15 protein-coding genes are annotated in these 14,115 nt (G+C 69.7%); 11 read left to right on the forward strand and 4 right to left on the reverse strand.

The features are described from left to right. The first annotated feature begins 49 nt into the window (after nucleotides 1–49). From WD271_04225 to WD271_04275, 11 genes are all read left to right on the forward strand, one after another. Nucleotides 50–775 (forward strand): GNAT family N-acetyltransferase, encoded by a 726-nt coding sequence (locus WD271_04225; protein ID MEX1007034.1) that lies wholly within the window; start codon nucleotides 50–52, stop codon nucleotides 773–775. Beyond that, nucleotides 772–2,772 carry a DUF6049 family protein gene (locus WD271_04230; protein ID MEX1007035.1) on the forward strand — a complete coding sequence of 667 codons (2,001 nt, stop codon included), beginning with the start codon at nucleotides 772–774 and terminating at the stop codon, nucleotides 2,770–2,772. Before WD271_04225 ends, WD271_04230 begins: the two co-directional genes overlap by 4 nt. Continuing rightward, complete coding sequence (murJ, locus tag WD271_04235) at nucleotides 2,769–4,487, forward strand: murein biosynthesis integral membrane protein MurJ (GenBank protein MEX1007036.1); 1,719 nt, start codon at nucleotides 2,769–2,771, stop codon at nucleotides 4,485–4,487. The genes WD271_04230 and murJ overlap by 4 nt, the downstream gene beginning before the upstream one ends. Nucleotides 4,488–4,497: 10 nt before the next feature. Then, nucleotides 4,498–5,334, forward strand: coding sequence for a DegV family protein (locus WD271_04240; GenBank protein MEX1007037.1), 837 nt, complete (start codon nucleotides 4,498–4,500; stop codon nucleotides 5,332–5,334). Between the two features lie 14 nt (nucleotides 5,335–5,348). Further along, nucleotides 5,349–6,476, forward strand: coding sequence for a protein kinase (locus WD271_04245; GenBank protein MEX1007038.1), 1,128 nt, complete (start codon nucleotides 5,349–5,351; stop codon nucleotides 6,474–6,476). Beyond that, nucleotides 6,469–7,032 (forward strand): sigma-70 family RNA polymerase sigma factor, encoded by a 564-nt coding sequence (locus WD271_04250; GenBank protein ID MEX1007039.1) that lies wholly within the window; start codon nucleotides 6,469–6,471, stop codon nucleotides 7,030–7,032. Before WD271_04245 ends, WD271_04250 begins: the two co-directional genes overlap by 8 nt. Continuing rightward, complete coding sequence (locus WD271_04255; GenBank protein ID MEX1007040.1) at nucleotides 7,025–7,720, forward strand: hypothetical protein; 696 nt, start codon at nucleotides 7,025–7,027, stop codon at nucleotides 7,718–7,720. The genes WD271_04250 and WD271_04255 overlap by 8 nt, the downstream gene beginning before the upstream one ends. A gap of 109 nt (nucleotides 7,721–7,829) precedes the next feature. Beyond that, entirely contained in the window at nucleotides 7,830–8,123 is a 294-nt protein-coding gene (locus WD271_04260) for a phage holin family protein (protein ID MEX1007041.1), read from the forward strand. Beyond that, a complete protein-coding gene (gene trxB, locus WD271_04265) occupies nucleotides 8,116–9,054 on the forward strand; it encodes a thioredoxin-disulfide reductase (protein ID MEX1007042.1) in 939 nt (312 codons plus the stop codon). The genes WD271_04260 and trxB overlap by 8 nt, the downstream gene beginning before the upstream one ends. A 93-nt stretch (nucleotides 9,055–9,147) precedes the next feature. Next, nucleotides 9,148–9,477: a thioredoxin gene (gene trxA / locus WD271_04270; GenBank protein MEX1007043.1), complete on the forward strand. Its 330-nt coding sequence runs from the start codon at nucleotides 9,148–9,150 to the stop codon at nucleotides 9,475–9,477. Then, nucleotides 9,474–10,490 carry a peptidoglycan-binding protein gene (locus tag WD271_04275; GenBank protein ID MEX1007044.1) on the forward strand — a complete coding sequence of 339 codons (1,017 nt, stop codon included), beginning with the start codon at nucleotides 9,474–9,476 and terminating at the stop codon, nucleotides 10,488–10,490. The genes trxA and WD271_04275 overlap by 4 nt, the downstream gene beginning before the upstream one ends. Before the next feature lie 31 nt (nucleotides 10,491–10,521). Here WD271_04275 and WD271_04280 read toward each other — a convergent pair whose 3' ends face one another. From WD271_04280 to WD271_04295, 4 genes are all read right to left on the reverse strand, one after another. Continuing rightward, nucleotides 10,522–11,433: a ParB/RepB/Spo0J family partition protein gene (locus WD271_04280; GenBank protein MEX1007045.1), complete on the reverse strand. Its 912-nt coding sequence runs from the start codon at nucleotides 11,431–11,433 to the stop codon at nucleotides 10,522–10,524. After that, a complete protein-coding gene (locus tag WD271_04285; protein ID MEX1007046.1) occupies nucleotides 11,408–12,187 on the reverse strand; it encodes an AAA family ATPase in 780 nt (259 codons plus the stop codon). The genes WD271_04280 and WD271_04285 overlap by 26 nt, the downstream gene beginning before the upstream one ends. A gap of 550 nt (nucleotides 12,188–12,737) precedes the next feature. Next, nucleotides 12,738–13,337: an RsmG family class I SAM-dependent methyltransferase gene (locus tag WD271_04290; GenBank protein ID MEX1007047.1), complete on the reverse strand. Its 600-nt coding sequence runs from the start codon at nucleotides 13,335–13,337 to the stop codon at nucleotides 12,738–12,740. Nucleotides 13,338–13,368: 31 nt separating this feature from the next. Then, a complete protein-coding gene (locus tag WD271_04295; GenBank protein MEX1007048.1) occupies nucleotides 13,369–13,869 on the reverse strand; it encodes a R3H domain-containing nucleic acid-binding protein in 501 nt (166 codons plus the stop codon). Between the last annotated feature and the right edge of the window lie 246 nt (nucleotides 13,870–14,115).

Consider the following 14,115-nt stretch of genomic DNA (forward strand, 5'->3'; position numbering starts at 1 on the left):
CGACCGGTCGACGCGGCCCCTGAAGGGGGGCCTCCGGTTACCCTGGCATGTGCCCGCGAGACAGCAGACCCTGCGCTTCGGGGACGCCTGGGCCCGGCTCGGTCCCTGGCGCGGCGGCGGTCGTGTCGCCCATCTGGTGGTAGCACCCGACGCGCCGCTGAGCGGGGAGGCGGTCCTCGCCTGCCTGAAGCGGGCACGGGCGGCCGGATACGAGGAGGTGCTCACGAGCGCGATAGGACCGGCCGAAGAAGAGCGGTTCGTGGAAGCGCGTTTCACCGTGCGCGAGCGCTTGCATCTCCTGACCCACGAGATCGATGAAGAGCCCCGACTGCCGGCTCGCCGTTCGGGCACGGAGCCGGCGCGGCCGGTGACCAGGGCCACGCGCCGCGACCGCGCGGCCGTGCTCGCGCTCGACGACGTCGCGTTCGACACGTTCTGGCGTCTCGCCGCGCTCGGTCTGCGCGACGCGCTCGACGCCACACCGGTACACCAGTTCCGCGCGACACGCTCCGAGGAGACGCTCACCGGCTACGCGATCACCGGACGCGCGGGCAGCCAGGGCTACCTCCAGCGCGTTGCCGTTCACCCCGACGCGCAACGCCAAGGGTGGGGAACCGCGTTGGTCGCCGACGCGATGCACTGGCTCTGGCGTCACGGTGCTGTGCGCGCCTTCGTGAACACACAGCTCGAGAACGACGCCGCGCTCTCGCTGTACGAGTCGTTTGGCTTCAGCGTGCTCCCCGCCGGCCTCGCGGTGTTGGGACGTTCACTGTGAAGGCCAAGCTCGGGATCGCCGCGCTCACCGCCGCGCTCGTGGTCGGAAGCGCCGCGTTCGTCAGACCGGTGCACGCGCAGACCAGCGGCACGCCACCGTCGCTCACGCTCACGGGTCAGGATCCGTGGACTCCCGCCGGCGGCACGTTCACGATGCACCTCCAGACGAACGCCGTACCCGAAGGTCTGCGGCTCACGCTCACGGTGCACGACCGGTTGTTGTCGCGCAGCGCGTTCGACGCGACGATCACCGGCGACAACCCACCCCTGGGGCAGACGCTCACGCTGCTGCGGCTTCCACTCGACGACTATCTCGCGGACGCGAGCGGGGTGCGGGTCGTACCCGTCGACCTCAACCGGCTCAACGTCCGGCGATCGGGGAACGGCATCTACCCGATCGAGGTGCAACTCCGCGACAGCGACGATCACACGCTCGCCGGGTTCGTCACGCACGTCGTCGTCGCCGACCTCTCGGGAGCGGCACCGAAGCCCCTCGGCGTCGCGTGGGTGTGGCCGCTCGTCGCCGACCCCGCGCTCGGGTTCGACGGTAGCCCCGATCCCGCCGTCGTCGAGCAGCTCGGGGTCACCGGCCGGCTCGGCCGACAGGCCACGTTGATCGGGGCGGACGCCGACGTTCCCCTCACGCTCGCACCGAGCCCCGAGACCCTCGACGCATGGTCGACGCTCGCGCAGGACGACGTCGGTCTCGCGGCGGGGGTGGCCGCGTTGACCTCCGCGGTGCCGCACCACCAGGTGCTCGCGGGCCCGTTCGTGCCACTCGACCTGCCGTCGATCTTCGACGGTGGACTCGGGGCAACGCTCGCCAACGAGCTCGACCGCGGCGGCGACGCGCTCCAGACCTTCTTCAGCTCCCACTTCGACCCGAGCACCGCGATGCCCGGTCCACTCGACACCACATCGCTCGATGCGCTCCGGAACGCGGCGAGGAGGCCGCGGCTCGTGGTCGACGGCGGCGCGCTCGAGCCGTACGACGGGCGGTTCACACCCTCCCGCCCCGCGCTCGTGGCTCGCGCGCCGGGCAACGCGGCCGACGCAGTGACCGTCGTCGCGACCGATCCCGGTCTCCAGCGCTTCCTCCAAGGTGACGAGGCTCCCGCGCTCCGCGCTGCACACCTCCTGGCCGCCCTGGCGGTGATCGCGGGCGAGCAGCCGAGCCTCGCTCGCGGGGTGGCCTTCGCCAACCCGAACACCTGGGACGCGTCCGACGAGTTCGTGAACGCGGTGCTCACCGGGTTGCGCCAGAACCCGCTCCTGCGGCCCGTCACCGTCGATACCCTCCTCGCCGAGACCCCGACCGCGACGGTCGACGACGAGCCCGACGGCAACCCCGTGGTCCGCGTGCTCGCACCCGTGAGGGTGCGAAAGCCGCCGGTGACCGCGAGCCAGTACTACGACGCGCTCCAAGACCGCCAGGGGATCGCCGCTCTCTTCGGCGAATCGGACACGCGCGTCGCGCGCGCCGACCGGATGCTGCTCTCCTCGCTCTCGGCGAACTTGGAGAAGCCCGCGGGCCGTCGCCGGGCGCGCGACCGGCTACATGCCATCGGACAATCGGGCCGCGACTTCCTGTCGCTCATTCGGATACCACCGGGGCAGTCGACGGTCACCCTCACCGCGAGCAAAGCGCAGATCCCGCTCACCTTCCGCAACGACGCCGACCGTGAGGTTCCGATCCATCTTTCCCTCGCGAGCGACAAGCTGCTGTTCCCCGACGGCGCCGACCGCGACATCAGCCTCCAGCCCGGAAAGAACCAGACCGTCAGGATCGCAGTCGAGACGCGGAGCTCGGGCACCTTCCCACTGGTGATGACCGTGACCACCGCGGGCGGGCTGCCCATCCAGACCTCCGAGGTCACAGTTCGGTCCTCGTTCGTGAGCGGCGTCGGCGTGTTCCTCACCGTGGGCGCGGTGGTGTTCCTCGCACTCTGGTGGGGTTGGGACATCCGCCGTCGACGACGTCGCCGCCAGACGGCGTGAACGACGACCCGCGGGTCGACGAACCCCTGCTCGACGACCCGCAGCTCGACGCTCCCCAATTCGAGTCGCCACAGTTCGACGCTCCCGGCTTCGACACGCGGCGCTTCGCGACCGCGGGCGACAGCGACACCTCGCGCGTCCTGCGCTCGAGCGCGGTGGTCGGGCTGGGCACCGCGCTCTCACGCCTCACGGGGTTCGTGCGCATCGCGGCGATGGCGTACGCGCTGGGCGTCACCGCGCTCGCCGGGACGTACAGCTACGCGAACGAAACGCCCAACATCGTTTACGAGCTGCTCCTCGGAGGCGTGCTCACTGCCACGCTCGTGCCGCTCTTCGTGCGCCATTTCGAGTCGCGCGACGACGACGCTGCCGCTGCGGTGTTCACGGTCTCGATCCTCGTGCTCCTCGCGATCACCGTCATCGGTGTACTGCTCGCGCCCTGGATCGTCGACCTCTATACCTTGCGGGTAAACGGCCCGAATCGCGCGCAGCAACAGGAGCTCGCCACCGAACTCCTGCGTCTGTTCATGCCACAAATGCTCTTCTACGGGATCGCGACGCTCGCCACCGCGATGCTCAACGCGAAGCGGCGATTCGCGGCAGCGGCTTTTGCCCCCGCGCTCAACAACATCGTCGTCATCGCGGTGTTCCTCGCACTACCGCGTGTCGTCAGCGGGTCGCTGTCCGTCCACGGCGTGCTCGACGACGACGCTCTCGTGCTGCTCATGGGCCTCGGCACGACGGCAGGGATCGTCGTGATGGCGCTTGCACTGCTCCCTGCGCTGCACCGCGCGCACGTGCACCTGCGCTACCTGCCTGCCTTCCGGCATCCGGCCGTCGTCACACTCGTTCGCGTGTCGGGATGGACCGTCGGGTACGTGATCGCGAACCAGATCGCGCTCCTCGTTGTCACGATCCTCGGGAACGGCACCGCAGGTGGCCCGTTCGTCTACATCAGCGCGTACGCGTTCTTCCAACTCCCCCACGGTCTCCTGGCAGTATCACTCGCGACGACGTTCGCGCCGGAGCTCGCGAGCGTGGCCGCGCGCGGCGACCTCGACGCATTGCGCGCGCAGCTGTCGCGCGGCCTGCGGCTCACTGCACTGGTAATCGCGCCTGCGGTCGCGATGTACCTCGGCCTTGCGCGACCAATCGTCGTCGCGCTCCTGCAGCGCGGCGCGTTCACCGGCGGCGACGCGGTGCAGGTTGCCGACACACTCGCCGCGTTCGCGGTGGGGCTCTTGCCGTTCTCCCTCTATCTCTTCGCGCTGCGTGCGTTCACCTCGCGCCTCGACACGCGCACTCCCTTCTTGATCAACTGCGCCGAGAACGCGGTAAACGTCGCGTTGGCGTTCCCGCTCTACGCGTGGCTCGGTATCCCGGGCTTGGCCTTGGCGTTCTCTCTCGCGTACTTCGTCGGCGCGGGCATCGTGCTGGGCGTGCTTCACCGCGACCTCCATGGAATCGACGGACGCCGCCTCGCGTCCACGGGCGTGCGGGTGGTGGTCGCGGCACTCGCGGTCGCGGGCGTCACGTGGGCGATCGCCCACGGGATCGGCTCGTCCACGACCGGCGAGGCGATCCTGGCCACCGTGGCCGGAGCTGTCGCCGGTACCGCTCTGTACCTCGGCCTCTGCCGGGTGCTGAAGGTCGAGGAGCTCAAAGTGCTCGCGGCGCTGACCCCCCGACGCGCCCGCGCCGGCGCGCGCGTGTAACGATCGCGCCATGGGTATTCGCGTGGTCACCGACAGCGCCTGCGACCTGCCGTCGCCACTCGTGGAGGCGCTCGGAATCGAGGTCGTCCCGCTCACGATCCGCTTCGGCGACGAGGAGTTCGTCGACCAGGTCGAGCTGAGCGCGGCCGACTTCTGGGACCGCGTCGAACACTTCGACGGGTTACCCGAGACGGCTGCTCCCTCGCCCGGCGCGTTCGAGCAGCACTACCGCCACCTCATGGAACGGGGTGCCACCGGCATCGTGTGCATCAACCTCTCGTCGCACCTCTCGGGCACCATGCAGTCGGCCCAGGTTGCCGCGGCCGCGGTCGGCGCCGAGTGTCCGGTGCAGGTGATCGACTCGCAGAGCGCGTCGATGGGGCAGGGCAACTTGTGCCTCACCGCTGCTCGCCGCGCGGCCGACGGCGATTCGCTGGAATCGATCGTCGCGGAGGTAGTCGATCGTCGCGACCGCACCAGGCTGTACGCGACGCTCGATACGCTCGAGCACATCCGCAAGAGCGGTCGGATCGGAAACGCGCGCGCGCTGCTCGGCTCGATGTTGTCGATCAAGCCCGTCATCGAGATCCGCGAGGGCATTGTGGAGGAGGTCCAGAAGGTGCGCACGCGCTCGAAGGCGCTCCGCGCGCTCGCAGCCAAAGCCGGCGAGGGCAAGATCGAGCACCTTGCCGTCCTCCACGGCAACGCGCCGGACCTCGAGGAGTTTCTCGACCTCCTCGATCCGATCTTCCCGCGTGACGAGATCATCACCGGCGTCGTCGGTCCGGTGATCGGCACGCATGCCGGCCCGCGAGTGATCGGCGTGAGCTTCCAGGTGGTGCTCTGACCACTCCGGGGCGAGTGCTCGGTGGGCGCTACCACCTCGTCGAGCCGCTCGCGCGCGGCGGCATGGCAGCGGTGTGGATCGCAGACGATCCGGTGTTGTCGCGTCGCGTCGCGGTGAAGATCCTGCGCGATGATCTCGCGGCGGACGAGGGCACGCGTGCGCGGTTCCGGCACGAGGCGATCTCGGCGGCGCGCCTCAACCACCCTAATGTCGTCGCCACCTACGACACCGGTGACGACGGCGGCACCGCGTACATCGTGATGGAACTGATCGACGGGCCCACCGTGCGACAACTGCTCCGCGAGCAGGGCCGGCTCCCGATCCGTGAAGCGATCCGCATCGGCGTGCAAGTGGCCGACGCGCTCGAAGCCGCTCACCGCGCCGGGATCGTGCACCGTGACGTCAAGCCTCCCAATGTGCTGGTGCCGCCGGCCGGGCCTGTGAAGGTTGCGGACTTCGGCATCGCCAAGGCGACGGGCGCCGACGACCTCACGCGCACCGGCACCGTGATGGGCACCGCGCGCTACCTGGCGCCGGAGCAGGTGAACGGGAAGCCGACCGACGCGCGCACCGACGTGTACGGCCTGGGCCTCCTGCTCTACGAGATGCTCTGCGGGCGTCCGCCCTTCGGCGGCGCCACCGACGTGGCCACTGCGATGGCACGGCTCACAATGTCCGCGCCGTCGATCCGAGCGCAACGCTCCAACGTGCCCCAGTCGCTCGACGACGTCGTGCACCGGTGCCTCGCGCGCGATCCCGCGCGGCGCTTTGCCTCGGCCGGCGACGCTCGCGCCGCGCTCGCCGCGGTACGACCCGATCCGAGGCCCGCTCTCCGTTCAGGCACGGAGCCGGCACCACGACCGACTCCCCGCCCGCCGAGGGCGGTACCAACTCCCCGTTCAGGCACGAAGTCGGCCGCGAGGCGACGGAGCGGGGTCACCTGGGTCTGGGTTGTCATCGTGTTCCTCCTCGCGATCGCCATCGCCGTGACCGCGTTCCTCGTGCTGCGCGACGACGAGCGCGGCACGAGCTCGACCTCGCCCGCTCCCCGTTCAGGCACGGAGCCGGCGCCCCGTTCAGCCACGGAGCCGGCTTGGCACGTCGACATCACCGTCACCATCACCGGGGCGAAGCTTGCGTGACGACGATGCCGACCTTGCCGCGCGCGCTTCCCGTGGTGACCGCCGCGCATTGGAGACACTGCTCGACCGGCACGCCGATCGCGTGCACGCGCTGTGCCGACGCGTGCTCGCACACCCCGAGGACGCCCTCGACGCAACGCAGGAAGCGATGATCGCGATCGCCCGGGGCATCACGCGTTTCGACGGACGCTCGGCGTTCACGACCTGGCTGTACCGCGTCGCGACGAACGCCGCTCTCGACGAGCTGCGGCGCAAACGACGCCGGCCGGACCCCGTCGACGTCAGCGCCCTGGATCACGCGGTGCCCGGGCCCGCGCTCGACAGCTCGGTGAGCGACCGGGTCGACGTCGACACCGCCCTCGCCACCATCCCCAGCGAGTTCCGGGTTGCGGTCGTGCTGCGCGACCTGTGCGACCTCGACTACGCGGAGATCGCCGAGGCGCTCGGCATCCCACCGGGCACCGTGCGCTCGCGGATCGCGCGCGGCCGGACGCTGCTTGCCACCGCGCTCGGGAACCCCGAAGCCCCCTCCGGACGTCTGAGTACTGATGGCTGACAACGGCGACGCGCGAGACGAGCGCCTCTCCGGGCTGCTCGAGGTCGAGCCGCTCGACGAGCTCACGCGCCGGCGGCTGGTAACCACCGCGGTGCGCGCGTCCGCGCCGCCAGCGCGTAGTAGTTCTCGTCGTCTGGTCGTCGCCGCCGCGATCGGCGGCGTGGTGATCGCGGCGGGCGTCGGCTATCTCGTGTCGCGCGACAGCGACAGCGCCACACCAACCGCGAGCCGCGAGAACGCAGACACTGCGAGTGGATCCGAGAAGGGAACGTCGACCGCAACGCCGTCATCGGCGCCGGCTTCGCTCACTCCGCAATCCGAGCAGGGCGCGCTCGACGACGCCGCGCCTGCTCCCCGTTCAAGCACTGAGCCGACGCCACGCGATGCGGGCGACTTCGGCGACCTCCGCGTCGTCGCCAACGTCGACCGGCTCCGCACCGCGCTCGCGCGATCTGATCGTGCCGCCGCCTCGCCACGCGAACCACCGTCCGATCGGGTCACGTCGCTCCTGGCACAACTCCGCACACGGTCGTGTGCGAGTGAGCTGCCTGCCGGCACCGTCGTCGCCATCGCCGCCGGGCGCTTCGGCACACGCGATGCGATCGTGGTGCAGACCGAGCTCCCCGACGGCACTCGATCGATCGACGCCATCGTCGCCCACCCGTGCGAGGTCCGCCCGCTCGACTGAGGACTCGCGGGTACGCTCGGGCACCCGAAACGAGCCCGAATCGAACGAGCCCCGATTCGAACGAGCCCCATTCGAACGAGCCCCATTCGAACGAGCAAGGAGCACGGCCGTGGCCGACTGGACAACCGACGCGGTCGACGCGCTCGAGCACGCCGTCGGCCTGGTTCGCGACAAGACCGTCGTCCCCGCCCAGAAGGCGTCTCGTGCCGTCGTCTTCGGGTTCCTCGTCGCATTCTTCGTGCTGGTCGCGGTGTTCATGCTCGCGATAGCGCTATTCCGGGTGCTCGTGATCCTCACCGGCGAGGTCTGGCTCGCGTACCTCATCCTCGGCGGAATCTTCGTGATCGGCGGGATGTTCTGCTGGACACTGCGCACCAGCAAGGCGAAGGACACGAATGCCTGAAACGCACGAACTCGTCATCGTCGGCTCGGGCCCGGCTGGTCTCACCGCGGCGGTCTACGCGGGCCGGGCGAATCTTGCGCCGATCGTGATCGAGGGCATCGGCGCCGGCGGCCAGCTCATGCTCACCACCGACGTCGAGAACTACCCGGGGTTCCCCGACGGCATCCTCGGCCCCGAGCTCATGATGAAGTTCCGCGAGCAGGCAGAACGCTTCGGCGCTGAGTTCGTCACCGCCGATGTCGACCGCGTCGACCTCTCGTCCGCACCGTTCGGCGTGTGGGTCGGCGAGCGCGAGTACCGCTCACGCGCGCTCATCGTCAGCAGCGGCGCGACCGCGCGCATGCTGGGGCTTCCCAACGAGCAACGCCTGTTGGGCCACGGCGTGTCCACGTGCGCGACGTGTGACGGCTTCTTCTTCCGAGAGAAGCCGATCGCGGTCGTGGGTGGCGGCGACTCGGCAATCGAAGAGGCGCTGTTCCTCACGAAGTTCGCCACGAAGGTCACCATCGTCCACCGGCGCGACGAGTTGCGCGCGTCGAAGATCATGCAAGACCGCGCGTTTGCGAACCCGAAGATCGAGTTCGCGTGGAACGCCGTCGTCGACGATGTTCTCGGGGACAGGTCGGTCGAGTCGTTGCGCATGCGCGACACCGTGACCGGCGCGCAGTCGGACCTCGACGTGCAAGGACTCTTTGTCGCGATCGGTCACGATCCCACGACCGCGCTCTTCCGCGGCCAACTCGATCTCGACGACGACGGGTACATCGTCACCGCGGCCGACTCCACGCGCACGTCGGTCAAGGGTGTGTTCGCGTGCGGCGATGTGCAAGACCGCGTCTACCGGCAGGCGATCACCGCGGCCGGAAGCGGCTGCATGGCCGCAATGGAGACGGAACGCTGGCTCGGCGAACACGCCCACGCGGCGCACTGACCCGCTCGCCTCGCGGGAATGTCCGGCAGGGCCGGGCCGTTCCCCTCACCGGACCGGTCGGTAGACTCGACCGACCGAATGAAAGGACCTTCCGTGGCCGAGGACATCGTCATTCTCTCCGATTCGACCTTCGACGAGACCGTCGGCGGCTCCGAGACGCCCGTTCTCGTCGACTTCTGGGCCGAATGGTGCGGACCGTGCAAGATGGTCGCTCCCACGCTCGTGGAGATCGCGGGTGAGCAGCGCGGGAAGCTCACGGTCGCCAAGCTCAACGTCGACGACAACCCCGATATCGCGCGCCGCTACGAGGTCATGAGCATCCCCACGTTGCTCGTCTTCAAGGACGGCCAGCCGGCGAAGCGCATCGTGGGCGCGAAGGGCAAAGGCGCGCTCCTTCAGGACCTCGCCGAGTTCATCGCTTGAGCGATCCGGCCGTGCTCCGGTCGGGCGGCAGCGGTGAGGCGGTCCGGGATCTTCAACGGCGCCTGCTCGCGCTCGGTCACCAGTTGCCACCCGAAGAGCTCGGGAGCTTCGGCCCCGCGACCGAGCGCGAGCTGCGCCGGTTCCAGGAGCGACGCTCGCTGCGGAGCGACGGCATCTGCGGACGTGAGACCTGGACTGCGCTCGTCGAGAGCGGGTTTCAACTCGGCGATCGCATGCTCTACGTCCGGCGCCCGATGCTGCGCGGCGACGACGTCTCGGAACTCCAGCGGCGTCTCAACATGCTCGGCTTCGACGCCGGCAAGGAAGATGGGATCTTCGGGCCCGACACCGCCGGCGCGCTCACCGAGTTCCAGCGCAACGCCGGTCTGGGTTGTGACGGCATCTTCGGGCCCGACACCGCGCTGGCGCTCGGTCGCATCGGCGAGCTTCGCATCGGTACCCTCGCCGAGGGTTCGGTCGCGAGCGTCCGCGAGCGCGAAGCCCTGCGCCGCGGTCCGAACCGCATCGAGGGTCGGCGCGTCTTCCTCGCGGTCGCTCCGGGCCTCGATGCACTCGCCGACCGCGTGATGCGAGGCCTTCTCGAGGCGGGCGCCCTGGTGGTGCTCGACTCCTCCGGCAGCGACGACTCCGCGCTCGCTTCAGCTGCCAACCGCTACGGAGCCGACCTCTTCTTCGGGTTGAGACCTGGGGACGAGCCCGGCTGCCGCTGCTGTTTCTTCGAATCCGGGCAGTCCCGCTCGGAGGCCGGGTTCCATGTCGCGAAGGCGGTGAGCGACGAGCTCGGTGCCGTGCTCGCGACCACCGCTCACGTGTGCGGGCGTCGCCACACCGCGCTCCGCGAGACGAACATGGCCGCCGTGCTGTGCGAACCGGCGGCGCACGCCGACGTCGACGGAACGCGGCGTCTCGTGACGGCCGGCGGTGACGTCGCCCGCGCCATCGTGGTGGGGATCCGTCGGGGAGTCGAGGAGCCAGCCGACCTCGACACCTGAGCTGCCGAGAACCATCTAGTTGCAGGCGCAACTATGTGGTAGCCGGCGTGGTCGCTCCCTCGGTCATGAGCCGGTAGATCCGCTCGAGATCCTCGAGGGTCGAGAACTCCACGACCACTTTGCCCCGCGCCGCACCCATGCTGATCGTCACGCGCGTCTCGAGGTGATCGCCGAGCAGCTCCTCGAGCTCGAGCAGGCCCGGTGGCCGCAGTGCCCCGCGCCGCGACTTCGGGGGCGCCCCGGCACCTGCAGTGACCGTCGAGGGTTGGCGGTCGTGGGATCGGATCGCGTCCTCGACCGCGCGGACCGAGAGGTCGTCCTGGACGACGCGCCGCGCGAGCTGCTCCTGGAACGCTCGATCAGGAGTCGCGAGGAGCGCCCGTGCCTGCCCCATGTTCAGCCGGCCTTCGTGCACGAGCTTCTGGATCGACGGAGGGAGCTGCAGGAGACGGAGCGAGTTGGTGACGCTCGTCCGGCTCTTCCCCACCTGCGAGGCGACCGCATCGTGGGTCAACCCGAAGTCCTCGATGAGTTGTTGATACGCCGCTGCTTCATCCAGTGGGTTGAGTCCGTCGCGGTGGAGGTTCTCGACCAGCGCATGCTGGAGGGACGTGGCGTCGTCGGTTTCGCGGACGAGCGCCGGCATCATCTGGAGCCCCACGCGCCGCGCCGCGCGCCACCGGCGCTCCCCGGCGATCAGCTCGTAGCCGTCGCCGACCGGGCGAACAAGGACCGGCTGGAGTATCCCGACCTCTCGGATCGAATCGGCGAGCGCGCCGAGCGCTTCCTCGTCGAAGTGGTCACGGGGTTGGAAGCGGTTCGGCTGGATCGATGCCGTCGGCAGCTCTTCCAGGCCCACACCGGTGTCCGTATCGGCGTCGAGACTCGTCCCCGGAGGGATGAGCGCACCGAGTCCCTTACCCAGACCGCCGCGTCGCGCCACCGCTCACCTCTTTCGCCAGCTCTCGGTACGCCGTCGCTCCTCGCGACGACGGATCGAACACGATGATCGGTTGCCCGAACGACGGCGCCTCGGAGAGACGCACGGTCCTCGGGACGACCGTCTTGTACACCCTCGCGCCGAAGTGCTCCCGGACCTCGCTCTCGACCTGCTCGGCGAGCCTGGTTCGGGCGTCGTGCATCGTGAGCACGATGCCGCGGACGTCGAGGGTCGGGTTGAGGGATCGGATCATCGCCACGTTCTTCAGCAGCTGGCCGAGCCCCTCGAGAGCGTAGTACTCGCTCTGTACCGGGACGATCACGTCGTCGGCGGCGGCCAGCCCGTTCACCGTGAGGAGTCCGAGCGACGGCGGGCAGTCGATCAGGATCACGTCGTACTCGGAGCGCACGGAAGCGAGGGCCCGGCGGAGCTTGAGCTCACGGCTGAACGCCGAGACGAGCTCGATCTCGGCGCCCGCAAGGTCGATGGTGGCCGGGAGCACGAACAGGTTCTTGAGGCTGGTGGGCTCGACACAGTCGAGGGCCGGCGCGTCCATCATGAGCACGTCGTAGATCGACGACTCGACGTCGCGGGGGTTGATCCCGAGCCCGGTCGAGGCGTTGCCCTGGGGGTCGAGGTCGACGACCAGCACGCGGAAGCCGATCTCGGCGAGTGCGGCGCCCAGGTTCACTGCGGTGGTCGTCTTGCCGACGCCACCCTTCTGGTTGGCGATCGCGATGACGCGAGGAAGCGGCAGCTCGCCGGCATGTGCATGATCGGAGAGCGGGACGCTGGCAGGCTCGGGCTCCTCCACGATCTCCAGCTCCACGATCTCCAGCTCGACCTGCGCTGGCTCGACCTCCGCTGGCTCGACCTCGGGACCCGGTACAGGAGCCGCCCGGGCGGGTATGGGGTGGGGGTTGGCCGTGACCATCGCCTCCTCGTCCTCTCCAATTTCCGGTTCCTCGGCTTCCGGTGCGCGCTCACGTTCGCGCGGGAGGGCCGGGTCGACCTCGGGCGAGGAATTCGGCGATTCCGGTTCGGCCTCACCGTTCCCCGTGATCTGGGCATCCTCGACGTCGGTCGTCTCTTCCAACGATTCGATGCGGCGACGCCCGAACAGCCGCCGCCTCGGTCGCTGGTCAATCGGTTCCTCTGCCATCGACCGTCCAGGAGGTTGTGCCCGAGAACGCCAATCCTCGACTGCCCGGGGGCCGGGGTCAAGGATGTTCCACGTGAAACATCGCGGAACCCTCGATCAAGTGTTCCGGGTTTGGATGTTCCACGTGGAACAGTATCCGACGCGGCTACCAGCGCGGGGACTTCGCCGGCCGGCCATCTCGGCGAGGCCAGCGGTTATCGGGAGCCCCCTGCGCAACCATGACGACCACCCCCGCGCTGCCCGCCCGCACCGGAACGGCCGGGCCGAGACCCAGCTCGCCGAGCCCCTCCTCGGGCCACCGTCCTCCCTGGTCGGCCGTGCCCTCAGGCGGTTCCGACACGACCAGCAGCCCACCCGCCCCGAGGAAACCGACCGCGCACTCCGCGGTCACGGCCGGGCGCCCAAAGGACCGCGCCACCACGAGATCCACCGCGCCCCGGAGCTCCGGGTCTCGCGCCAGGTGCTCCGCTCGCCCACATCGAACGCTGATCCGGGCCTGGAGACCCAGGCGAGCGACTGCCGTCTCGAGGAACGCGCAACGCCGGCGCTGCGATTCGAGCAGGACCCCTCGAGCCAGAGTCCACTGCACCGCGAGCACGAGGCCGGGCACGCCACCTCCGGATCCCAGATCGAGGAAGGTGCCGTCGAAAGTGCCGATGGCGTCAGCCAGGCTCGCGCTGTGGGCGAGATGGCGCTCGACCGGCTCAGGCCCGAGGTATCCCCGGGTCCGGGCGTCCTCCAGCACCGCGACCAGGACCGGCTCCTGGTCGAAGCGCTCAGTCAGGCTCGCCCCCGGCTGCCGCGGGGATCAGCACGACCCGTCGCCTGGGCTCCTCGCCCTGCGACTCGGTCTCGACCCCCTCGATCTCTGCAGCAGTGTCGTGGACGACCTTGCGGTCGAGCGCCGACATGGGTTCGAGCGCCTGTGGGCGCCCAGTCTCGACCACCCGCTCCGCGATGCCTCGAGTGAACTGCTCGAGGGCTCCCCGGCGCTTCGCTCGGTACCCTGCGACGTCGACGTTGATCCGCACACCGTGCCCGTCCGTCTGGCGTTGGACGACGGTACGGACCAGTTCCTCGATCGCGTTGAGGGTTGCACCCCGCGGCCCGACGAGGAGCCCCAGGTCGTCGCCGGTGACGTCGACCACGATCCCCTCGTCGACGATCACGCTCCGCACGTCCGCCCCGAGAGCGAACGCGTCGACCAACCCCTGCGTGAACGCCTCCGCCGCCTCGGCCTGCTCCTCGATCGTCACTTCAGGCTCGGTTGATTCCACCGTGGTCCCCTTGTTCGTCTGGTTGCTCGTGTCGTCGGATGCGCGAGCCGGACGTGCCACCGCCGGCCTTTCCGGCCCGCCTACCGGCCGCTGGCCATCCCCGCCGCCCTGGCGGCGCCGGCGCGGAGCACCCGAGCCCGGAGCGGACACCGTCGTCGTCGGCTTGCTCGATCGTCCCTCGCCGGAACCGCTGCGCCGGCTACGCCGCTGACGCTCCCCCGGCTTCTCGCGTGAGATCGGCTTCAC

The sequence above is a fragment of the Acidimicrobiia bacterium genome (genome assembly GCA_040880805.1).
In the GTDB taxonomy this organism is placed as follows: domain Bacteria; phylum Actinomycetota; class Acidimicrobiia; order IMCC26256; family DASPTH01; genus DASPTH01.